19 protein-coding genes are annotated in these 21,847 nt (G+C 61.0%); 5 read left to right on the forward strand and 14 right to left on the reverse strand.

Annotated elements, in window-relative coordinates; translation table 11 throughout:
• Positions 1–12: 12 nt before the first annotated feature.
• The gene (rarD, locus tag LRR79_RS04965; protein WP_231759303.1) at positions 13–942 is read right to left on the reverse strand and encodes an EamA family transporter RarD; all 930 of its coding nucleotides are present in this window, start codon (positions 940–942) and stop codon (positions 13–15) included.
• Positions 943–1,062: 120 nt separating this feature from the next.
• Positions 1,063–2,295 (reverse strand): phosphoglycerate dehydrogenase, encoded by a 1,233-nt coding sequence (gene serA, locus LRR79_RS04970; protein WP_231759304.1) that lies wholly within the window; start codon positions 2,293–2,295, stop codon positions 1,063–1,065.
• A 166-nt stretch (positions 2,296–2,461) separates the two neighbouring features.
• Here serA and LRR79_RS04975 point away from each other — a divergent pair, with 166 nt between their 5' ends.
• Positions 2,462–3,124 (forward strand): fumarylacetoacetate hydrolase family protein, encoded by a 663-nt coding sequence (locus LRR79_RS04975; RefSeq protein WP_231759305.1) that lies wholly within the window; start codon positions 2,462–2,464, stop codon positions 3,122–3,124.
• Positions 3,125–3,457: 333 nt separating this feature from the next.
• On the opposite strand, the gene coq7 is transcribed toward LRR79_RS04975, so the two are convergent.
• From coq7 to LRR79_RS05030, 11 genes are all read right to left on the reverse strand, one after another.
• The gene (gene coq7 / locus LRR79_RS04980; protein ID WP_231759306.1) at positions 3,458–4,105 is read right to left on the reverse strand and encodes a 2-polyprenyl-3-methyl-6-methoxy-1,4-benzoquinone monooxygenase; all 648 of its coding nucleotides are present in this window, start codon (positions 4,103–4,105) and stop codon (positions 3,458–3,460) included.
• Between the two features lie 32 nt (positions 4,106–4,137).
• Positions 4,138–5,433 carry a phosphoribosylamine--glycine ligase gene (purD, locus tag LRR79_RS04985; RefSeq protein ID WP_231759307.1) on the reverse strand — a complete coding sequence of 432 codons (1,296 nt, stop codon included), beginning with the start codon at positions 5,431–5,433 and terminating at the stop codon, positions 4,138–4,140.
• A 299-nt stretch (positions 5,434–5,732) separates the two neighbouring features.
• Positions 5,733–7,307 carry a bifunctional phosphoribosylaminoimidazolecarboxamide formyltransferase/IMP cyclohydrolase gene (gene purH / locus LRR79_RS04990; protein ID WP_269455101.1) on the reverse strand — a complete coding sequence of 525 codons (1,575 nt, stop codon included), beginning with the start codon at positions 7,305–7,307 and terminating at the stop codon, positions 5,733–5,735.
• A gap of 131 nt (positions 7,308–7,438) precedes the next feature.
• Positions 7,439–7,738 (reverse strand): DNA-binding transcriptional regulator Fis, encoded by a 300-nt coding sequence (gene fis, locus LRR79_RS04995; RefSeq protein ID WP_231759308.1) that lies wholly within the window; start codon positions 7,736–7,738, stop codon positions 7,439–7,441.
• On the reverse strand, positions 7,735–8,772 hold the full coding sequence (gene dusB, locus LRR79_RS05000) for a tRNA dihydrouridine synthase DusB (RefSeq protein ID WP_231759309.1): 1,038 nt from the start codon (positions 8,770–8,772) through the stop codon (positions 7,735–7,737). The genes fis and dusB overlap by 4 nt, the downstream gene beginning before the upstream one ends.
• 179 nt (positions 8,773–8,951) lie before the next feature.
• On the reverse strand, positions 8,952–10,223 hold the full coding sequence (locus tag LRR79_RS05005; RefSeq protein ID WP_231759310.1) for a DUF3426 domain-containing protein: 1,272 nt from the start codon (positions 10,221–10,223) through the stop codon (positions 8,952–8,954).
• Positions 10,224–10,553: 330 nt separating this feature from the next.
• Complete coding sequence (gene prmA, locus LRR79_RS05010; RefSeq protein WP_231759311.1) at positions 10,554–11,444, reverse strand: 50S ribosomal protein L11 methyltransferase; 891 nt, start codon at positions 11,442–11,444, stop codon at positions 10,554–10,556.
• A 398-nt stretch (positions 11,445–11,842) separates the two neighbouring features.
• Positions 11,843–13,186 carry an acetyl-CoA carboxylase biotin carboxylase subunit gene (accC, locus tag LRR79_RS05015; RefSeq protein ID WP_231759312.1) on the reverse strand — a complete coding sequence of 448 codons (1,344 nt, stop codon included), beginning with the start codon at positions 13,184–13,186 and terminating at the stop codon, positions 11,843–11,845.
• Between the two features lie 16 nt (positions 13,187–13,202).
• Positions 13,203–13,685: an acetyl-CoA carboxylase biotin carboxyl carrier protein gene (accB, locus tag LRR79_RS05020; RefSeq protein ID WP_231759313.1), complete on the reverse strand. Its 483-nt coding sequence runs from the start codon at positions 13,683–13,685 to the stop codon at positions 13,203–13,205.
• Between the two features lie 72 nt (positions 13,686–13,757).
• Positions 13,758–14,210 carry a type II 3-dehydroquinate dehydratase gene (gene aroQ, locus LRR79_RS05025; protein ID WP_231759314.1) on the reverse strand — a complete coding sequence of 151 codons (453 nt, stop codon included), beginning with the start codon at positions 14,208–14,210 and terminating at the stop codon, positions 13,758–13,760.
• A gap of 351 nt (positions 14,211–14,561) precedes the next feature.
• On the reverse strand, positions 14,562–16,439 hold the full coding sequence (locus LRR79_RS05030) for a protein-disulfide reductase DsbD family protein (protein WP_231759315.1): 1,878 nt from the start codon (positions 16,437–16,439) through the stop codon (positions 14,562–14,564).
• Positions 16,440–16,710: 271 nt separating this feature from the next.
• Between LRR79_RS05030 and LRR79_RS05035 the strand changes: the two genes are divergently transcribed.
• The 4 genes from LRR79_RS05035 (at position 16,711) to LRR79_RS05050 (ending at position 20,588) form a co-directional block, all read left to right on the forward strand.
• Entirely contained in the window at positions 16,711–17,424 is a 714-nt protein-coding gene (locus tag LRR79_RS05035; protein WP_231759316.1) for an N-acetylglucosaminyltransferase, read from the forward strand.
• A 26-nt stretch (positions 17,425–17,450) separates the two neighbouring features.
• Complete coding sequence (locus LRR79_RS05040; RefSeq protein ID WP_231759317.1) at positions 17,451–17,984, forward strand: copper chaperone PCu(A)C; 534 nt, start codon at positions 17,451–17,453, stop codon at positions 17,982–17,984.
• Between the two features lie 167 nt (positions 17,985–18,151).
• The gene (locus LRR79_RS05045; protein WP_231759318.1) at positions 18,152–18,730 is read left to right on the forward strand and encodes a YajG family lipoprotein; all 579 of its coding nucleotides are present in this window, start codon (positions 18,152–18,154) and stop codon (positions 18,728–18,730) included.
• A gap of 76 nt (positions 18,731–18,806) precedes the next feature.
• Positions 18,807–20,588 (forward strand): EAL domain-containing protein, encoded by a 1,782-nt coding sequence (locus LRR79_RS05050; RefSeq protein WP_231759319.1) that lies wholly within the window; start codon positions 18,807–18,809, stop codon positions 20,586–20,588.
• Positions 20,589–20,785: 197 nt separating this feature from the next.
• Here LRR79_RS05050 and LRR79_RS05055 read toward each other — a convergent pair whose 3' ends face one another.
• Positions 20,786–21,802 carry an adenosine kinase gene (locus LRR79_RS05055; RefSeq protein ID WP_231759320.1) on the reverse strand — a complete coding sequence of 339 codons (1,017 nt, stop codon included), beginning with the start codon at positions 21,800–21,802 and terminating at the stop codon, positions 20,786–20,788.
• Positions 21,803–21,847: the final 45 nt, after the last annotated feature.

Here is a 21,847-nt window from a genome sequence, read left to right on the forward strand (position 1 = left end):
CTGCCAAACGTCTTACAACGCGGCCCTGCGCATTTTCTGCCGCTTCTGCCGCTGTACCAGCGCGTCCGCGGAGTAAAACGCAAGGGCGGTCCACACGAACAGGAAGGTCACCAGTTTGGCCTGATCGAACGGCTCGTGGTACAGCAGCACCGCGAAAAAGAACATTAATGTCGGTCCGAGATACTGCAGGAAGCCCAATGTGGAAAGATTGAGACGGCGCGCCGCAATATTGAACAGCAGCAACGGTGTCAGGGTAACCGGACCGGCCAGCAGTAACAGCCCGTTCAGTTGCCACGAATTATTCATCAGGTTGCTGGTGGGGCTGGTGGTCCAGAACAGGAAGCCCACCGCCAGGGGCAGCATCAACAGGGTTTCCACCGTGAGGCCCGTCAGGCTGTCCACCGGCGTCTGCTTGCGCACCAGACCGTAGAACCCGAAGGTGATCGCAACCCCCAGAGCCACCAGGGGCAGCCGCCCGAACTGCCACAGCTCATAGCCGATGCCCACCGCCGCCAGCAATACCGCCAGCCACTGCAGTGGCCGTAGCTTTTCGCCCAGCACCAGTACACCCAGCAGCACGCTGATCAGTGGATTGATGTAGTAGCCAAGGCTCGCATCCAGCAGGTGATTATTGGTCACCGACCAGATAAATATCAGCCAGTTGGTGCTGATCAGTGCGGTGGAAAGTAATAGTGCCAGCAGCGTCCTGCGCGAGCAGAACACCGCGCGCACACTGCGCAGCTTTCCCAGCACCGCCAACAGTGCAATGGCCAGCAGCCATGACCAGATGCTGCGGTGGGCGAGAATCTCGGGGGCATCGAGATGCTCCAGCAGCTTGAAATACAGCGGTGCAAATCCCCACAGGAGGTAGGCGCCGAGGCCAGCCAGTAATCCTGCGGCAGCGGAGTCGGAACGTTGGGTTTCTACAGCCTGGTGTTGCACTGGGGGATTCACTTTGTCGGAGACACTGGAAAAAAGAAACCCGGACAGCGCGCAACGCTGGTCCGGGTTTCAGAAAGTGTAACAGACCTCGGCGAGGCCTGTCAGAAGTGGTGGCGGCGATCAGAAAAGGACGCGGCAGCGCAGAGTGCCGGGAATATTCTTCAGTTTTTCCAGGGCCAGGTCCGAGTATTCCGCGTCCACATCAATCACCACGTAACCGACGGACTCATTGGTCTGCAGGAACTGCGCGGAGATGTTGATGCCGTTATCGGAGAATACCTGGTTAATGGCGCCGAGCACGCCGGGCACGTTCTTGTGGATGTGCAGCAGGCGATGGGCACCCACGTGACCGGGCAGCGCTACTTCCGGGAAGTTCACCGAGCTGGTGGTGGTGCCGTTATCGGAGTAGAGCGCCAGCTTGTCAGATACTTCCACGCCGATGTTTTCCTGGGCCTCTACCGTAGAGCCGCCTACGTGTGGGGTCAGCAGGGCGTTGTCGAGACCGCGCAGGGGCGACTGGAACTCGTCGTCGTTACCACGGGGCTCTACCGGGAACACGTCGATGGCGGTGCCGGCCAGGTGACCGCTCTTCAGCGCTTCCGCCAGGGGCTCGATTTCCACCACGGTGCCGCGGGAAGCATTGAGCAGGATTGCGCCTTTCTTCATCTTGGCGATCTGATCGGCCCCGATCATCCACTTGGTGGAGGGCAGTTCGGGTACGTGCAGGGAAACCACATCGGACTGTGCCAGCAGTTCATCCAGGCTGTTCACCTGACTGGCGTTACCCAGCGGCAGTTTGGTGACCACGTCAAAGAAGATCACGCGCATGCCGATGCCTTCCGCCAGCACCGAGGTCTGGGAGCCGATGGCACCGTAACCGATAATACCCAGAGTCTTGCCGCGGGCCTCAAAGGAGCCCACCGCAGACTTCTGCCAGCCGCCCCGGTGGCAGACCATATTCTTTTCGGGAATACCGCGCAGCAGCATGATGGCCTCGGCGATCACCAGTTCAGCTACGCTTCGGGTATTGGAATAGGGGGCGTTGAATACAGCGATGCCCAGGTCGGTGGCGGCTTCCAGGTCAACCTGGTTGGTGCCGATACAGAAACAGCCCACGGCGATCAGTTTGTTGGCGCTTTCCAGCACCTTGCGCGTCAGTTGGGTACGCGAGCGAATACCGATAAAGTGCGCATCGGCGATCTTCTCAATCAGCTGGTCTTCCGGCAGGGCGGTCTTGATGTACTCGACGTTGGTGTAGCCGCGGGAACTCAGCAGGTCCACGGCGGACTGGTGCACGCCTTCCAGTAGCAGGATTCGGATTTTGTCTTTTTGAAGAGAAATCTGAGGAGCCATATCGAGTCTCTTGGCCGAGCGCGGTGATGATTTCATCGCGGCATGATTGCAAACAAAGGGCGAAAGCCAGTGGGGTATCGCCGGGGTCCCGACGAGGGCGGCATCATACCATAAGGGCTTTGCAAAGCTTTATACGCAATTTTTATCCTAGTTATCGAATCTGGTTATGTATAAGCACACTTTCACCTGTAACTCTCCAGTCGACCTTCCCCCGGGAAAGATCCTTTGTGTCGGTCGCAACTATGCGGCTCATGCGGAGGAGCTGAACAACCCGGTTCCGGAGGAGCCGCTGTTGTTTATCAAGCCGTCTACGGCGGCGGTACCCATGGCGGAGCCGATCCATTTGCCGCGGGGCCGGGGCAGTTGCCATTTCGAGGGGGAGCTGGCGCTGTTGATTGGCGCGCGGCTGACCGACGCCAATCCCGCCGATGTGCCACCGGCGATTGCTGGTCTTGGCCTGGCCCTGGACCTGACCTTGCGTGAGCTGCAGTCGGACCTGAAGAAGCAGGGGCAACCGTGGGAGAAGGCCAAAGCCTTCGACGGCGCCTGCCCGCTTTCGCCATTTGTGAAGCTGGATTGGTTGCCGGACTGGGACAATCTCACCTACACCCTGTGGCTGAACGATGAGATCCGCCAGCGGGGTAAATCCAATCATATGCTGACGCCGATTCTGGATTTAGTGGCTTATATCAGTAGTTATTTCACGCTGTTGCCGGGGGATGTGGTTTTGACTGGCACGCCTGCTGGAGTGGGAGAGTTGCAGGTTGGGGATAGGGTTGTGATGGGGTTGGAGGAGGATTGGCTGCGGTGTGAGACTGCAGTGGTTTGATTGCCAGTTTCGGGGTATTGGTTTTGTGGCGCCCGAGCACTGGGTATTCGTTTTCGGAACCGCTGTGAATACGTCCCTGTACGCTGCGTCGCAAACATCCCTGTTTGCGACGCTTCCGAAAACGAATACCCAGCACTCGGGCTTAGCATTTGAGAGCTAAGCCCAGAACAAGCTAATGGAAATTGTTCGGGAGATTTGGTCCGACGCGAAGGTTCCGATGCCGGGTATTCCCTTGCGAGACCTTCCGCGAGAGGGACCTCGCGGAAGAGTCCCCAGGGATGGGTTTACGGCGTGTCTCGCAAGGGAATACCCGGCAGCGGGGCCGCCACTCACTTAAACCCGGTAACTCGCCGAGGTCATCGCTTTTGATACCAAACTCATAAGCCCTTTAACCGGGTCTGGAAAACGAGCCCCCCCAGCATCCAGTGCAGCGTGCTGATGCTTGGCCTCATCCACCAGCATCTGCTCAACCACCGCGCGACTTTTCTCGTCCTGCGCGGGCAGTTCCTGCAGGTGGCTTTCCAGATGTTTGCACACCTGCTCTTCAGTAGCGGCAACAAAGCCCAGGCTGACCTTGTCGCTGACCTTGCCCGCGGCAGCGCCAATCCCAAAGGAAAGTCCGTACCAGAGCGGGTTGAGTACACTGGGGCGGCTGCCGAGTTCGTCCAGGCGCTGTTCGCACCAGGCCAGGTGGTCGATCTCTTCGTTCGCCGCGTGTTCCATCTCCGCGCGCACCTGCGGTAGCTTCGCGGTGAGCGCCTGGCCCTGATACAGCGCCTGGGCGCAGACTTCGCCACTGTGGTTTACCCGCATCAACCCCGCTGCGTGGCGGCGCTCGCTGTCGGAGAGCTCTGCTTCATCCACAGACTTCGACGGCGACGGGCGCTCGTGACAGGGCGAGCCGGGGCTTAGGGTGCGCAGGGCGCGGTCCGCCTGCAGCAGCAGGCGGTCGAGTCCGGTCAGTTGGCGATGGCTGCTCACGGATGTGTTCCTCGAAATGCTCGAAACAATAGTTACGCTTTCTCGGCTTCTTCCCGCTCTACCGCGCGATAACCGATGTCCTTGCGGTAGAAGGAACCTTCCCAGTAGATCTTGCGCGCGCACTCATAGGCGTTGGCCTGGGCTTCCGCCACGGTGTCACCCAGGGCGGTTGCACACAGAACGCGGCCACCGCTGGTCACGACACGCTCGCCGTCCAGTGCAGTGCCGGCCTGGAAGACCTTGGCGTTTTCGCTGTCTGCCTTGTCCAGGCCAGAGATGGCGTCGCCCTTGCGGTAGCTGCCGGGGTAGCCGTGGGCGGCGAGTACCACGCCGAGCGCCGGGCGGGAATCCCATTCGACGGTGACCTGGTCCAGGCGTTTTTCCACTGCGGCCATGCACAGCTCAACCAGGTCGGACTTGAGGCGCATCATGATGGGCTGGGTTTCCGGGTCGCCGAAGCGGCAGTTGTATTCGATGACCTTGGGCGCGCCTTCTTCGTTGATCATCAGGCCGGCGTACAGGAAACCGGTGTAGGGCATGCCCTCGCTGGCCAGTCCTTTGACGGTGGGCTCGATGACTTCTTTCATTACGCGCTCGTACACGTCCTGGGTCACTACCGGAGCCGGGGAGTAGGCGCCCATGCCGCCGGTGTTGGGGCCGGTGTCGCCGTCGCCGACGCGCTTGTGGTCCTGGCTGGTGGCCATGGGCAGGATGTTCTCGCCGTCGACCATGACGATGAAGCTGGCTTCTTCGCCGGTGAGGAATTCTTCGATGACAACGCGGCAGCCGGCGTCGCCGAAGGCGTTGCCGCTCAGCATGTCGCGTACGGCCAGTTCCGCCTGTTCGGTGCTTTCGGCGACGATGACGCCTTTACCGGCGGCGAGGCCGTCGGCTTTGACGACGATGGGTGCGCCTTTTTCGCGGATGTATTCAATCGCCGGTTCGACTTCGGTGAAGTTCTGGTAGTCGGCGGTGGGGATGGCGTGGCGCTCGAGAAAGTCTTTGGTGAAGGCTTTGGAGCCTTCGAGCTGGGCGGCGGCTTTTTCGGGGCCGAAGATGTTGTGACCGCGGCTGTTGAAAAAGTCGACGATGCCGTCCACCAGTGGGGCTTCGGGGCCGACGATGGTGAGGTCGATGCCTTTTTCTTCGACGAGGTCGGACAGGGCGGAGAAGTTGTCGACGCCGATGTTGACGTTCTGGAGTTTGGGTTCGCGGGCGGTGCCGGCGTTGCCCGGTGCGACGAAGACGGTGTCTACGGCGGGGTTTTGGGCGGCCTTCCAGGCCAGTGCGTGTTCGCGGCCACCAGAGCCGATTACCAGGATGTTCATTCTTGAGTTTCCCCGTGCCTGTGATTTAGGTGGGCTAGTTTAGCATTGTGCGCTGGGTTGCCGGGTAGGGACTGGGAGTCGGGAGGTATTTATGCGTGCTTCGTTGCCAGTCCTGTGGCGGCTCTGGAGCTGGCGCCCCTTTCCGAGACACGCCGTAAACCCATCCCTGGGGGCTCGGCTGCGGCCGTCCTGGCCGCAGACGGTCTCGGAAAGGGGCTCCAGCCCCAGAACCTTCCCGTATAGCGCGGGAATATTACGTATCTGTTTCGGTAGACCTAGATAGTCGTCAGAAATCGCGCTTAGTGACGGAAGTGACGCATACCGGTAAACACCATCGCCATGCCGTGCTCGTCCGCCGCGGCGATGACTTCTTCATCGCGCATGGAGCCACCGGGCTGGATCACGGCGCTGATGCCCGCCTTGGCGGCGTTGTCGATGCCGTCGCGGAAGGGGAAGAAGGCGTCGGAGGCCATGACGGCGCCCTTCACTTCGAGGCCGGCATGTTCGGCCTTGATGGCGGCGATGCGGGCGGAGTTGACGCGGCTCATCTGGCCGGCGCCGACGCCGATGGTGCGGCCGTCTTTGGCGTAGATGATGGCGTTGGATTTGACCATTTTGGCGACTTTCCAGGCGAACAGCAGTTCGTCCAGTTGTTCGTCAGAGGGCTGTACCTTGGTGACCACTTTGAGGTCTTCCCTGGCGACCATGCCGTTGTCTTTTTCCTGTACTAACAAACCGCCGGTGACGCGCTTGTAGTCGAAGGCGGTGGGGCGGGTGCTGTCCCATTCGCCGCATTCCAGCAGGCGTACGTTCTTTTTCGCGGACACGGCCTGGGCGGCTTCGGCGCTGACTTTGGGGGCGATGATGACTTCGGAGAACTGCTTGTCGACGATCAGCTGGGCGGTTTCGGCGTCCAGTTCGCGGTTGAAGGCGATGATGCCGCCGAAGGCGGATTCCGGGTCGGTGGCGAAGGCCAGTTCGTAGGCGGTCTTGATGTCGGCGGCTACGGCCACACCGCAGGGGTTGGCGTGTTTGACGATGACGCAGGCGGGTTCGTCGAACAGCTTGACGGTTTCCAGGGCGGCGTCGGTGTCGGCGACGTTGTTGAAGGAGAGTTCCTTGCCCTGCAGCTGGCTGGCGGTGGAGACGGAGGCTTCTTCAGCGTCGGCTTCCACGTAGAAGGCCGCTTTCTGGTGCGGGTTTTCGCCGTAGCGCATGTCCTGGGCTTTTTCGTACTGGACGTTGTAGGTGTTGGGGAACTCGCGGGCCTCATTGGCGGTGTTACGCGCGCCGAAGTGGTTGGCGATCATGCCGTCGTACTGCGCGGTATGCTCGAACGCCTGCACCATCAGGTCGTAGCGGGTTTCGTAGCCCAGTTGGCCGTCGCCCGCTTTCATTTCCTCGATCACGGTGTCGTAGCTGTGGGCGTTGACCACGATGGCGACGTCTTTGTGATTCTTGGCGGCGGAGCGGACCATGGTGGGGCCGCCGATATCGATGTTTTCGATGGCGGTGGGCAGGTCGCAATTGGGATCGGCGACGGTGGCCTTGAACGGGTAGAGGTTGACCACGACCATGTCGATGGGCTTGATGCCGTGCTCGTTCATTACCGCATCGTCTTTACCGCGACGGCCAAGAATGCCGCCATGCACTTTCGGGTGCAGGGTTTTGACGCGGCCGTCCATCATTTCCGGGAAGCCGGTGTAGTCGGAAACTTCTACTACCGGGATACCGGCTTCGCCCAGCTGGCGGTAGGTGCCGCCGGTGGAGAGGATCTCGACGCCCATGGAAGAGAGCTCGCGGGCAAATTCCACAATGCCGGTTTTGTCAGAAACGCTGATCAGCGCGCGGCGAACGGCCACCTTGTCAGTCATATCGCATCGTCCGTTTGATTTAGAAAAGAACTGGTAATTCAGAAAATAGCGAGGGGGGATGGGTAAAACCCATCCCCCCTCGTCGAATTTTTACCGCTCCGGCTTATGGTTGCCGGTAGCGGCGGGTCGCCTTACAGCAGACCGTAGCGCTTGAGCTTTTTGCGCAGGGTACCCCGGTTAAGGCCCAGCAACTGCGCGGCACGGGTCTGGTTGTGGCGGGTGTGCTTCATCACCACTTCCAGCATCGGCGCTTCAATCTCAGACAGCACCATATCGTACACATCGGTCACCATCTGACCGTCCAGGTGACGGAAGTAGTTTTCCATCGCCTGTTCAACCGCATCGCGCAAGGCCTGCGGTTGTTGTAGTTGATTCTGGCCCCCAGTGGATACCACATCGCTGGTATCCGGAATCAGTGCTTCGTTAGTCATGCCGCTTTTGCCCCTCTAGTTATTCGGCGTTCAAACCACTCACGAACGCTGGCATGTTGTGCTTCTGCGCAATCTAAATGGTTAAAGGTCTTGCGAAAGTCCTCGCTGTCCGCGAGTGTTTTCAGATACCAGCTCACATGCTTGCGAGCGATACGTACCCCCATAACCTCACCGTAAAAACGGTGCAGTTCACTCAGGTGAGTGATTAATATGTCCCTGACTTCTTCCAGTGAGGGTTCCGGTAGCTGCTCCCCTGTTGCCAGGTAATGGGCAATCTCCCGAAAAATCCATGGACGTCCCTGAGCCGCGCGGCCAATCATGACCGCTGTGGCGCCGGTGTAGTCCAACACCTTGCGGGCCTTCTCCGCGCCGGTAATGTCGCCGTTGGCAAAGACGGGTATCTTTACCGCAGACGCAATCTCGGCAATGGTATCGAATTCGGCCTGGCCATGGTAGCCACAGGCGCGGGTGCGTCCGTGAACTGCCAGGGCTGAAATTCCGAGATCCTCGGCCATTCTCGCCACCGTCACACCGTTGCGGGTCTCCGGGCACCAGCCAGTGCGAATTTTAAGCGTCACTGGAACCGGGACGGATTCAACCACCGCAGCCAGAATGTCGGCGACCAGTTTTTCGTCGCGCAGCAGGGCAGAACCCGCTGCTTTTTTGCACACCTTCTTTGCCGGGCAACCCATGTTGATGTCGATAATCTGGGCGCCGCGCTCGACATTTGCCCGCGCAGCTTCCGCCATCATCTCCGGGTCGCCACCGGCAATCTGTACCGAAATGGGGCCGGCCTCACCGGCGTGGTCCAGGCGCATTCGCGATTTGCGGCTGTTCCACAGGCTGGTGTCTGAGGTGACCATCTCGGAAACCACGAGACCGGCGCCGAGTTCTCGGCACAGTTTGCGGAAAGGGCGATCGGTAACGCCGGCCATTGGCGCCAGAATGACGGGCGCCGTTATTGTGTATGGGCCTATGGCGAAGTTGCTTGGCAATTCCGTGGGCAACTTGCCCTCCCGCAGGTCTGGTCTCATTCGGTGTCAAAGAGCGGCCTATGATAGCGGCTGCCTGCCGACTGGAAAAGCGAAAAAGCGCGCAAATTGTTCGATGGCTGGCCGTTTAGGGCGATCTTTGTGCAAATTTTTGTGGTAATAGGCGCCAGCATGCCCCATTTGAGGTGGGGCATGTCAGCAGCGGCCGGTGAGGGAGACGATTACTGTGGGGAAATACGCAGCTCGTAGTTCACGGCTTCCGAACCGGGATCGACGATGTCGAGGGCGATATGCACCGGGTTGCCGGCAGGCATGAGCTTGCGTCCGGACAGCTCTCCCCGCAGGTAGTCCCGGGGGGTAAAGCGGCGGCTGGCTACCGGGGCGTTCTTCAGATCGGTAAAGCGCAGTTGCAGTGTCGGGAAGGGCTGGTCGAAGGGGGCCCGGTTCAGCAGGACCGCTTCCACCGCCAGTGCACCGGCGATTTGGGGGTGGCTGCGCACTACCAGATTGGCGGTATGAATGGCGTTGATGTCCACCTGGGGTGGCAGGCGGCAGCCCACAAGCGGACAGACCTGGGCGTAAAGGTTGCGCCAGGGGTCGCGTTTGCTGAGGGTGTCGAACTGGAAATAGGCGAACTGCGCCACCAGTCCCACCAGCAGTATGAGGGCGCCGACGGTCCACAGCCACACAGGTACCCGATTGTGGCGCTTGGGCTGCCAGGTCACTTCGATGGGGGCGGGGCCGATGGCGGAGATCAGCTGATCCTTGGGCAGCAGGGGGGCGGCTTCCAGTTGTCCGGTGTCCAGGTGCCGCTCGTGCATCTCGGCGGGATTGAGCTGGTCGTCCGGGAGGGCGCTGAGGGGCGCTTCCTTGGCAGGGGGGAAGTCGCGGGTATCGCTTTCCTCGTTGGCGAAGAAGTCGTGCTCTTCAGCGGGGGTGATGCTGTCGCTGTCGTGCTGGTCGGCGAAGAGGTCCTCTTCCGGCTTCAGGGCTGGCGGGGTGGTTTCGATCCGGCTGGACTCTTCGCGGGCGATTTCTTCCGCCCAGGGGTCTTCGGAAATGACGCCGAGCTGGTCGATCTCGGCTTCGATGTCCAGCTGCGCACTCTCGGTATCGTCGCTTTCGTCGCCAAGCTCCTGCCACTGCTGTTCACCGAAGGCGTCGTCGATCAGGGGGCTCTGGCTAGGCTTCTGCTTTTCGGGTGGCGTCTCCCGGGGGGGCTGGGCGGTCTTTTGGGGGGGCGACGGGTCTTCGTCGTCGCCGTCGAGGTCGATATCGTCGTGAATGAGGAAGTCGTCGTCTTCGAGCAGTTCCTCGATGGCCTTTTTGGATGCGGGCTGCGGGTCATCTTCGTTAAAGACGATATTTTCGTCGGCACGGAATACCTGCAGGCAGGAGCCGCAACGGACGGCGCCACGGGCGGCACGCAGCTGTTCTTCGCTGACGTGAAACGAGGTGCTGCAGTGGGGGCAGCGGGTGACCAGTTGCGACATGGAATTCGACGATTATTGCTTTGGCGGGGAAGTTTATCAGTCGGAGGGCTTGGCGCGTAGTGCTGTGGCTTGGAGCTTCGTAGCCGGTGCGGGTGCTTCGTAGTTACTTTTGTGGCGGAACTGCTAGCGATACTCCCTCGCCGGACACGCTACAAGCACCCGCAAGCGGGCCCGGCCGCCAATCAAGATTGGCGTCGTTCGGCTGCGCGCGAAGCAGTGCTTCGCAAACGCTTGCCCCACCCATCTGCGCTCGGACACGGCCATCCATGGCCGCGTACGGTCCGGCGAGGGAGTATCGCTATCAGTCCCTGCGCTTCTCGCTGCAGATGGTTATCGAACCCGTGTTCCGCTCAATCTGACCCATTCTTCTTTTTCGCCATTCTGATCAAAGTCGATCCACTGGCTATAGGCCGCCTTCACCTTCTCTGCCTGACTGCTGAGAATGCCGGACAAACAGATGCGCCCACCGACCTTGGTACGCTCGACCAGCTGCGGAGCCAGCTCTACCAGCGGTCCGGCGAGGATATTGGCGAGCATGATGTCGGCACTGGACTCCTCCGGTTTGGGGGCCTTTTCCGGCAGGTAAACCGGGAAGCGCTCGGGGTCCAGGCCGTTGCGCACGGCGTTGTCGCGGCTGGCGAGTAGGGCCTGGGGATCGATGTCGGTGCCCATGGCGGAGTCGGCGCCCAGCAACAGAGCGGCGATGCCGAGGATGCCGGAGCCGCAGCCGAAGTCGATGGCGATTTTGCCCTGCACCGGTTCGCCGGCCAGCCATTGCAGGCACAGGAAGGTGGTGGGGTGGGTGCCAGTGCCGAAGGCGAGGCCGGGGTCGAGCATGATGTTGACGGCTTGCGGCGCCGGCGGTTCGCACCAGCTGGGACATATCCACAGGTTGTCGGCGCACTGGATGGGTTTGTAGTGGCTCATCCACTCCCGCTCCCAATCTTTGTCTTCCAGTTGCTCCCAGCGGGCGTTGGGGAGGAGTTCGCAAAGATAGGAGGCTGCTTTGGCTTCGGTGACGCTGGTGTCGACTTCGGCGTCGAACAGGCCGGTGACGAGGGTTTCGTCCCACAGGGGCGTTTCGCCGAGTCCGGGTTCGAGGATGGGTTGGTCGGCGTTGTCTTGCAGGGTGACGGAGACTGCGCCGGCGAACAGCAGGGCATTTTCGATCGTCTCGGCCTGTTCGCGGTTGGTGTTCACTCTTAATTGGAGCCAGGGCATTGGGTTCGTCCGGGTTTTGTGGTCTTGGGGTGCTCGGATAGTTCGTGGCGTCACCCCTGCCGGTAAGACTTTGCGGGACACGCCGTAAACCCATCCCTGGGGGCTCGGCTGCGGCCATCCGGGCCGCAGACGGTCCCGCAAAGTCTTACCGGCAGGGGCGACTCCCATTCGAAATTCGGTGCATTCTACAAGTGAAGCGGGAAGCTTACAGGGTAGGAAGGGGGCGACTGAAGGCAAAGTGCCGGGTGGGTGTTTTTGAAAGCGTCGCAAACAGGGACGTTTGCGACGCAGCGTACAGGGATGTATTCACAGCGGTTTCAAAAACACCCACCCGGTGCTTTGCCGCCCGGTGCTAGCAAAAGAAGCACTACCACCGGGCTAATAGAAGGCAGAGAGGCTTATTCGAGCCCCAGTTTCTTCTCGAGGTAGTGGATATTCACCCCACCTTTGGCGAATTCCGCATCGCGGACCAGTTCTTCCTGTAGGGGAATGTTGGTCTTGATGCCGGTGATGATCGTTTCACTCAGCGCCACACGCATCCGCGCCAGGGCGGTTTCGCGGTCTTCGGCGTGGGTGATGATCTTGGCGATCATGGAATCGTAGTTGGGGGGGACCGAATAGCCGGAGTAGAGGTGTGAGTCCACGCGTACGCCCAGGCCGCCCGGCGCGTGGAAGTTTTCCACTTTGCCCGGGCTCGGGAAGAAGGTCTTCGGGTCTTCCGCATTGATACGGCACTCGAAAGAGTGGCCGGTGATCTTGATGTCTTCCTGTTTGAAAGACAGCTTCTCACCCGCACAAACGCGAATCTGCTCCTTGATCAGGTCCACGCCGGTCACCATCTCGGATACCGGGTGCTCCACCTGAATACGGGTGTTCATCTCGATGAAGTAGAAACGCTCGTCTTCGTACAGGAACTCAAAAGTGCCCGCACCGCGGTAGCCGATATCGATACACGCCTGCACACAGGCGTCCTGCACGTCTTTGCGCACCTTGTCCGGGATGCCCGGCGCCGGTGCTTCTTCCAGCACCTTCTGGTGGCGGCGCTGCAGGGAGCAGTCGCGGTCGCCAAAATTGACCGCGTTGCCCTGGCCGTCGGACATCACCTGGATTTCCACGTGACGCGGGTTCTGCAGGAATTTTTCCATATACACGGTGCTGTCGCCGAAGGCCGCGCCGGCTTCGGACTTGGTCACCGAGATCGCGTTGATCAGAGCGCCTTCGCTGTGTACTACCCGCATACCGCGACCACCGCCGCCGGCAGCGGCCTTGATGATCACCGGGAAGCCGATCTTGCGCGCGATTTCCAGGCACTTGTCTCCATCGTCCGGTAGCGGACCATCGGAGCCCGGTACGGTTGGTACGCCGGCTGCTTTCATGGCTGCAATGGCGGATACCTTGTCGCCCATCAGGCGGATGGTATCGGCGTCCGGGCCAATAAAGGTAAAGCCGCTTTTCTGCACCTGCTCGGCGAAGTCGGCATTTTCAGCGAGGAAGCCATAGCCCGGGTGCACCGCGACCGAATCGGTGATTTCCATCGCCGAGATGATCGCAGGAATATTCAGGTAGCTTTGCGGCGACGGGTTGGGGCCGATGCATACGGCCTCATCCGCCAGTCGCACGTGCTTCAGGTCGCGGTCGATCTGGGAGTGCACCGCCACGGTGGCAATGCCCATTTCTTTACAGGCGCGCAGCACCCGCAGGGCAATCTCGCCGCGGTTGGCAATCAGAATTTTTTCAAACATGCGTAAACGCCCCCGCTCAGGAAATGACGACGAGCGGCTGATCAAACTCTACCGGCTGGCCGTCGTCCACCAGAATGGCTTCGATGGTACCGGCCTTGTCGGCTTCGATCTGATTCATCATCTTCATGGCTTCGACAATGCAGATCACGTCGCCGACTTTCACCTGCTGGCCCACTTTCACAAAGGGATCAGCGCCGGGGCTGGAGGCGGCGTAGAAGGTGCCCACCATGGGAGATTTGACCGGGTGGCCGGTCAGTGCCGGTACGGACTCGGCTTCGGATTCTGCCGGTGCGGCGGCGGGCGCTGGCGCCGGTGCTGCCGGTGCCTGGGGAGCAGCCGGTGCTGCAGCCATAGGCATGGCCATCTGTGGTACCTGCATGGTGGCGCCACTGGTGCCGCGGCTGATGCGCACGGACTCTTCGCCCTCTTTGATTTCCAGTTCGCCGATATCGGACTCTTCGAGCAGTTCGATCAGCTTTTTGATTTTGCGGATATCCATAACGTTCACTCTCGATTTCTTGATTGCTGGTTCCCCGGCGCGCAGCCGGGGAATGAAAAATCTGTCTGGTGGCTATCTGGCCGGTGTGCCGTTGAGGCGCATGAGCGCCGCTTCAAGGGCCAGAGTGTAGCTATCTGCACCGAACCCGCAGATAACACCCTGTGCCAGATCCGATAGATACGAATGATGGCGAAAGGTTTCGCGGGCGTGAGGGTTGGACAGGTGCACTTCAATAAACGGAATTGACACGCCCGCCAGGGCATCGCGCAGGGCAACGCTGGTGTGAGTAAAGGCGGCGGGATTGATGACGATAAGGTCGACCTTGTCGGCCAGTGCCTGATGGATGCGCTCCACCAGTTCACCTTCGTGGTTGCTCTGCAGGCTGTCGAATTCGCAGCCGGCGGCGGCGCACTGGGCGCGGGCGGCTTCGTCAATCTGGGCGAGGGTGGTGGAGCCATAAATGCCTGGTTCACGGGTGCCCAGCAGATTCAGATTGGGGCCATGTAGCAACAGCAGTTTCGCCATTTCGTGCCTCATTCCATCTCTCGCCCGACCCGATAAGGGTGCGCGCGAAATTGTGACTAAAATCCGGAAAAAGTCATACAACTGCCCGGAAAACACCGTCAAACGGCAGATTTGCCGAAATTGCGCCGGAGTTTGCCGCAAAAGTGACCCTCTGTCCATGCCTCAAATGCACAAATAGAGAAGTTGCCCGCAGTTCGCCGAAAATCGCGCCCTGATTCGTGCAAAGTTCTATGGCAGCTGGCTGCATCACCTGATTGATTGGCTGGAATGGCGGTATCGGAGGGTGCGCGCTGAAGGGGGGGGGAGCGGAACTGCCCGCTGCCGGCGATTTGGCCGGCAGCGGGGGGCGGGTCAGGCGCCGTTGGGGTTTTCCGCGACCGCCTCGTTGCTGATGGCGCTGCGCATGGCGGTCAGCAGGCCGTCGCGGGTGAGAATCTGCGGCAAAATCTGCGGCTCACCGCCGCCCGCGGGGAACAGCAGATAGAGAGGGACACTGGAGCGGCCGTAGCGGGCCAGCAGCTCGGTGATCTGGGGATCCTGGTTGGTCCAGTCTCCTTTGAGGGCGGTGATGCCCATATCGCCAATGGCGGCCTTGATGGCGTCACTGGAGAGCACCACTTTTTCGTTCGCCAGGCAGGTAATGCACCAGGCCGCGGTCATATTGATCAGTACCGGGCGCCCGGCGTTGCGCGCTTCTTGCAGGGCTTCCGGAGTGTAGGTCTGCCAGTAGTCACTCTTGCTCTGGGTGACCTGCCCGGTGGCGGTAACGAGGTTGGGCAGTACCCATGCGGCGCCGGCAATCGCGGCGGCGGCCACACCGCTGCGCAGCCAGCGTTTGCGGTCGTCGCTGGCCGCAGGCCACAGCCACAGGGCGAAGGCAATGGCCACCGCGCCGGCGAGTACCAGCGCCACACCATCGCTGCCGGTCTGGCGCCCGAGTACCCACAGCAGCCACACTGCGGTCAGATACATGGGAAAGGCCAGCAGTTGTTTCAGGGTGTCCATCCAGGGGCCGGGGCGGGGCAGGCGCCGGGCCAGCGCGGGAAGGTAGGTCAGCAGCAGAAACGGCGCCGCCATGCCGAAGCCCAGCGCGGCGAATACCGCCAGTGCGATGGGCGCCGGTTGGGTCACCGCAAAGCCGAGCGCGGAGCCCATCAGGGGAGCCGTGCAGGGGCTGGCAACCACGGTAGCCAGGGCGCCGGTGGTGAAAGAGCCGCTGAGCCCCTTGTGTTCACTGCCAGCGCCGAGCCCCATCAGGCGGCCGCCAAACTCGGTCAACCCGGACAGGCTGAGGCCCATGGCGAAAAACAGGTATACCAGCACGGCTACAACCACCGGTGACTGCAACTGGAAGCCCCAGCCCACCGCTTCACCCGCGGTGCGCAGGGCCAGCATCAGTGCCGCAATCAGCAGAAAGGTGGCGACCACCCCTGCGGTATAGGACCAGCCGTGGAGGTGCTGGCGCTCGCCGTTGTGCGTAATCGCCAGAGCCTTGATGGATAGCACCGGGAACACGCAGGGCATCAGATTGAGCAGCAACCCGCCTCCGAATGCGAGAGCAATGGCCAGCAACAGGCTGCCGCTGCCGGCGCCGCCGGACTGCAGGAGCGGTGTGCTGGTCGCCGCTGTCGCGGCACTGCCGCCGCTACCCGACCCACCGCCACCCTCAATGGCGGTGGCGGTCTTCCGGGTCAGGTCGAGTGCGAAATCACGGGTCTGTGGTGGGTAGCAGAGACCGGCGTCGGCGCAGCCCTGATAGTGCACCTGTATCTGTGCGCTGCGGGTTCCGGCCGCCAGGGCCAGCGGAACCTCCAGCTGCCAGCGGTACACCTCGGTTTCCTTTTCGAAATAGTCATCCCAGATGACTTCCCCGGCTACCAGGTTAAGCGGCAGCGCACTCCTGGTATCCCCGTTCACCAGGTACACCGCGAGCTTGTCTTTGTAGAGGTAGTATTCCGGGGCAATCTGGAACAATGCGGTAGCGCTGTCGTCGGAGAGAAGGAAGTCCAGCTGGTAGGCCTGGTCCACCGGCAGGAATTCATCCTGTCCGCTGCTGAGCGCTGCGAAGGGATTGTCCGCCTGGGCTCGCGCGGGTTGGGGGGGCAGTAGTCCCAGCAGCAGCGCGGCGAGCGCGATGGCGGCTGCCGCAAGCAGGCGGCTGTGCAGACCCTGTCGGCCCGGCGTGTGAAGAGGGGCTAATTCGCCCTCTTGGTATGTCTTCGCAGTCATTGGCAATAAAATTCTTTATAGTCGGGCAAAGTTGGACTGTTGTGGCGAGCTGGTGTTCCCCGGGAGGCGGTGGCGACCCGGCTGTGTGGCTGGCGTCGTCTGCAACTCATCGGTTCAGTGCGCTGGCAGTATACCGGCGGTCTTGGTACAAAAAAACAACAGTGGCTAACGGGGCCAGTATGGTTTGGAGGTGGTTATCAGAAAGTTGATATCGGTCGCATTTCGGCCACCCGCAGCGTGGGTGCGCGCGGGTCGCTCCGCTGGCGCAGGGGTGGTGCCTTCCCTGCCGCCGGTGTTTCTGACGCTTGCACTGCTGGCGGGCTGCGCCGCGCCGCCCCCGGAACCTCCGCCGCCGGTGGTCGCCCCGCCGCCGCCTGTGGGGCCAAGCCCGGAGGAGATCCGTCAACGCACCGTTCGCCATTTTCTCGGCCGCGCCGAAGAGGCCCAGCGGGAGGGGTTTATCACCATGCCGGCGGGAGCCAGTGCCTATGACTTCTACTTGCAGGTGCAGCAGCTCGATCCGGGCAATGCCCAGGCTGCGGCCGGCATCCAGACCCTGGTCATGCATCTGGTGGATCAGGCGCGGGATGCGCTGCGCCGGCGCGCCTTCGGGCGGGTGAGCAGCCTGTTGAATACCGCCGACGAGATTGCCCCGGGTAACCCGCTGTCGGCGGAGGTTCGAAAACAGGCGCGCCGCGAACAGCAGCGTGCCCGTGAGGACGTCGCCCTGGAGGGCCCGGGTGCACAAACCGTATCGCTGCCCCCAGCGGCGTTGTCGGCGCGCTCGGAAGCCATGGTGCAGATGCTCGGGGAGATCGCCCAGCGCATTCGCCAGCACCAGTTGCGGGTGATTATTGTGGCGCGAGATGACAGCGAGGGCCGCTGGATCTATGGGCAGTTGCGCCAGGCGGTACCCGGGTACCGGGTTCGGGGTGATATAAAGCTCGGCAATCCACCCCGATTACTGTTACAAAAGAGCCAGTAAACGGTGCAAATACGGAAACCAGAATAATGATCAGGATTCATCCCTTATTTGTCTTGTGCATCACGGCGTTTGTCTCCGCTGTGGCGCTCGCCGAGAAACCGCTGCCGGCCTCTGCTGGTGTCACTGCGGAAGTCGCCGCCCTCGGTTATGCGCGGGAAATGCCTCCCGGTGCCCCCCTGGGAGCGGCCTACCTGCAGTTGCGCAATTCTGGCGCCCATGTCCGGGTGCTGCAGCAGGTAGAGCTGCCGGCCTACCCCGAGGCGAGGGTGGAGTTGCACACTACTCAGCTGGTGGATGGCGTGAGCCGGATGCGCCCGGTGAAAAAATTGTCGGTACCCGCCCATGGCGTACTTGAAATGGGCCCGGGCGCGACCCACCTGATGGTGCATGGTGTGCGGCTGATGGCGGGTGACAGGCTCGAACTACAACTGGTCTTTGCGGATGGCGACGTTCAGCAGCTGGTATTGCCGGTGTTGGGATTAAGTGAGCCCCCGCCGACGGGCATGCGCGCAGAAAAGCCTGAGGGGCATCACCACCACCATCATCACGGCCATGGATAAATTGGCCATTTCGCCAAGAAAGGTGACCTGGTAACGGAAATTTTTGCCCCGTTCTGTTGTTATCTGACTGTCATTATCTGAGGCTGGCGGTTCGACCATGTAACGCTCTGCCGGGAGTGGACTGGAAGCCGATATAACCGCCGCCCCGTGCAAAATTGGAGAATGCTATGAAAACACTGGCCGCAATACTGGTAACAGGATTTGCTGTCATGCTTGGTGCCTGTGCCCACAGCCCGGTGCAGGTCGAGATCAGGCCGCAGGTGGCGGTTGCGCCGGACACCATTGGTAGTGGCTACACACTGTCCGCCCGCGGTGCCAACCAGCTGGGGGATGAAGGGCTCGGTTCCCTTGGCGGTGTCTACGCGGATTCCTCCAATGTGACTCTGGCCAACAATATCGAGCAGGCGATGTCCGCGGCGCTTTATCAGGGCTTTGAGTCTTGGTCTTTCCGCAGCGTGGAAGGGGCTGGCGATGTACAGGTAGTAGCCAACTTGACTGAGCTGACCTACAGCAGCCCGAACAAACTCTATACCACTAAAGTAAATTCCGGTGCGGCAATTCAGCTGCAGGTGACCGTGAAGGGCGCTACCTTTTTCGGCAACTACAGCACCAGCGGGAAGGACCGCAACCTGATCAAGCCCAGCCAGGAAGAGGTGGAGAGCACCATTAACCAGTTGCTCAGTGCCACGTTGCAGCGCGCCTTTGAAGATGAAAAACTGAAAGCATTCCTGCGCCAACACCTGTGATAAGCTGACCGAGCCGACTGAACGTACTGTTTCAGCGGAGCGCTTGACTGTGAAGGCCCATTAAACTGGATGTCCCTTGACTGAATTCGATCCCCAACATGCTCGCTACCATGGCCAGCTGGACAACGCGGAGCCGGACCCTCTGCCCGAAGGGCAGTTGAGTGCGGCGGCTGCCGAGTTGGCGCTGGGTGAGGTGGCCGATGGGGTGGTGATCACCGATCGCCACGGCCGTATCCGCTACAGCAATCCCCTGGCGGGCGAGCTGTGTGGAAGCCTGATGGGGTTACTGCCGGGGCAGTTGCTGAAGGAAAGTCTGCCGCTTCTCGATGAGACCGGAGTCCCGCTGGATCTGTCGCTGGAATGTGGCGATGGGGAAGAGGTGCCCAGCCGCCGTGAATTTCAGGCATATATCTCCCGGGAAGGCGAAGCCGGGGTCGATGGCGCGCCGGTGGAAATCAGCATCCAGGTAAACAGCCTGAAAGAGGGCGTCAACCTGGAAGGATTTGTGCTGGTTTTGCGCCACACGTCTGAAGCCCGCCGTATATCCTCCCGCCTTAGCTGGCACAGTAGCCACGACGCACTCACCCGCTTACCCAATCGACAGACGTTTGAGCACGCGCTGCAACAGTTGCTCAGTAGCAATACCGGCCCCCGCCAGCATCATATTCTGCTGTATCTCGATGTGTACCAGTTCAAAGTGGTCAACGACACGCTGGGTTACAGCGCCGGCGATGCGCTGCTGATTGCGCTCGCGGGTATTCTCACCCGCTGCCTGGGCAAGGGCGATCTTCTGGGGCGCGTGGGCAGTGACGAGTTCGCATTGCTGCTGCGCGACTGCACGCTGGAAGAGGCCAAGCGCATAGTCACCCGCCTGCGGGAGGCGGTGAACGAGTTTGTTTTCGAATGGGAAAGTAGTGAGACCCGCCCGGCCCTTTCCATTGGCGCGGTCAGTGTCGATGCCCATGCGCCTCCTGCCAGCCAGTTACTGGCATCCGCCAACGATGCGTGCAGCGCGGCGCGGGACCAGGGACGTAACCGGGTGAAATTTTTCGGTGATTCCCGCAAGGCACTGGAGAAGCGCCGCGAGAGTACCTGGCTTGCGGAAATCCACGCGGCCATCCGCGAGGACCGACTGATGCTTTACCGCCAGCCGGTGGTGGCGTTGCAGGAGAAAAACCGGGTGCACCACTACGAGGTGCTGGTGCGCATGCGTGGGCGCGATGGGGATGTGATTTCACCGGGTCTGTTTTTACCGGCGGCGGAACGCTACGGGATCATTGATGATGTTGACCGCTGGGTGATCCGTAAGATTTTCCATTATATGGCGCTGGAACAGAGCAGTGGTTCTGGCGGCTTTCACTATGCGATCAATATCTCGGGAATCAGTCTCGGGGATGAATATTTTGCGGATTTCGTACTGCGGGAACTGACCGAGGCAGGGGTGGCACCGTCCCGTGTGCAGTTTGAGATTACCGAGACGAGTGCGATCAATAATCTGGATCGGGCGCTGATGTTCATTCACAAGCTGCGCGCGGCGGGTTGCAGTTTTGCGCTGGATGATTTCGGGCGCGGTGCCTCTTCGCTGGCGTATCTGCGTCAGTTGCCGGTGGATTATCTGAAGATCGATGGGTCCTTTGTGCGCAATATGCTGGAGGATGAAATCGACAGTGCGATGGTGAGTACGGTGGACCATCTGGCGAAGCGGATGGGGATCAGCACCATTGCGGAGTTCGCGGAGACGCCGGAGCTGTTGGAGAAGCTGCGGATGATGGGGGTGGATTATGCGCAGGGGTTCGGGATTGCTGCTGCTGCCTGTCTGCCTGAGATTAGTGGGCCGCGGCCTTCTTCTGTGAACTGACCCCTTTGGGTTTTGAATTTCCTCTGGTGGCGGTCGAGCACCGGGAAAGGGGGTTCAGGACCGCTGCAAGTACATCCCTGTAAGCTGCGTCGGCGACGTCCCTGTCGCCGACGCTCCTGAAAACCCTTTCCCGGCACTCGACCTTCGCATCAGCTGTACCACTTCGTTGTTTTGCTAGCTCTGTGGCTTTATCACTTTTACGCGTTTGCTGCCTGCTCCAGCAGCTCCTTATGCTGCTCCGGGCGCAGTCTCGGTCCATACTGACTCACCACCTGTGCCGCCGCGCGGCAGGCCAGCTCACCGGCTTCGGCAAAACTTTTTCCACGATTGATTCCGAACAGGAAGGCGCCGGCGAACATGTCGCCGGCGCCGTTGGTGTCGATGGCCTTTACCCTGGGGCTGGCGACGCGGGTTTCCTGTTCGCCGTCCCATAGCAGTGCGCCGTCGGCGCCGAGGGTGATGGCGAAGGCGTTGCAGTGGTTGCGCAGCTCCTGGGCGGCTTCTTCGAGGGAGTCGGTGTTGCAGTATTTGAGCGCTTCTTCGCGGTTGCAGAACAGCAGGTTGACGCCGCCGCCGATCATTTCTTTGAGGCCGTCGTGGAACAGTTGCACCATCATGGGGTCGGATAGGCTCAGAGCGGTTTTCACGCCGCCCGCTTCGGCCTGTTCGCGCAGGGCAATGGCGGCGGCGCGACCGGTGGGTGAGGATACGAGGTAGCCTTCGATATAGGCCCATCTGGATTGTGCGAGGGCGTCGCGGTCGAGCTCGTTGACCGAGAGGTCGGCACTGATACCGAGGTAGGTGTTCATACTGCGCTCGGCATCAGGGGTGATCAGCACGAGGCATTTGCCCGTGTTGCCGCTGTCGGCGTTCTGCAATACCTGTGGGTAGGCGACACCGGCAGCGGTGAGGTTGTCGCGGTAGAAGGTGCCGTTGTCGTCGTTGGCGACCTTGCAGGAGTAAAAGGTGCGCAGGCCAAAATAGCTGGCGCCGATAACGGTGTTGGCGCCGGACCCGCCGCAGGCGCGGCTGGCGGTGACCATGTGGTTTTTGAGATCGTCGACCAGCTGCTGCTGACGGCTGTCGTCCACCAGGGTCATGACGCCTTTATCTACCCCCAGGGCCTGCAGGTCGCTGTCGCTCACCTCGATTTCCGTGTCGAGCAGGGCGGCGCCGATGCCATAGAGTTCATATTTGTGTGTAGGGTTATGCATGGGGTAGAGGGTCCGTAAGCGTGCCTGAATCTGCGTGAATGGGCG

It is taken from the genome of Microbulbifer elongatus (assembly GCF_021165935.1).
Classification (GTDB): Bacteria; Pseudomonadota; Gammaproteobacteria; order Pseudomonadales; family Cellvibrionaceae; genus Microbulbifer; species Microbulbifer elongatus.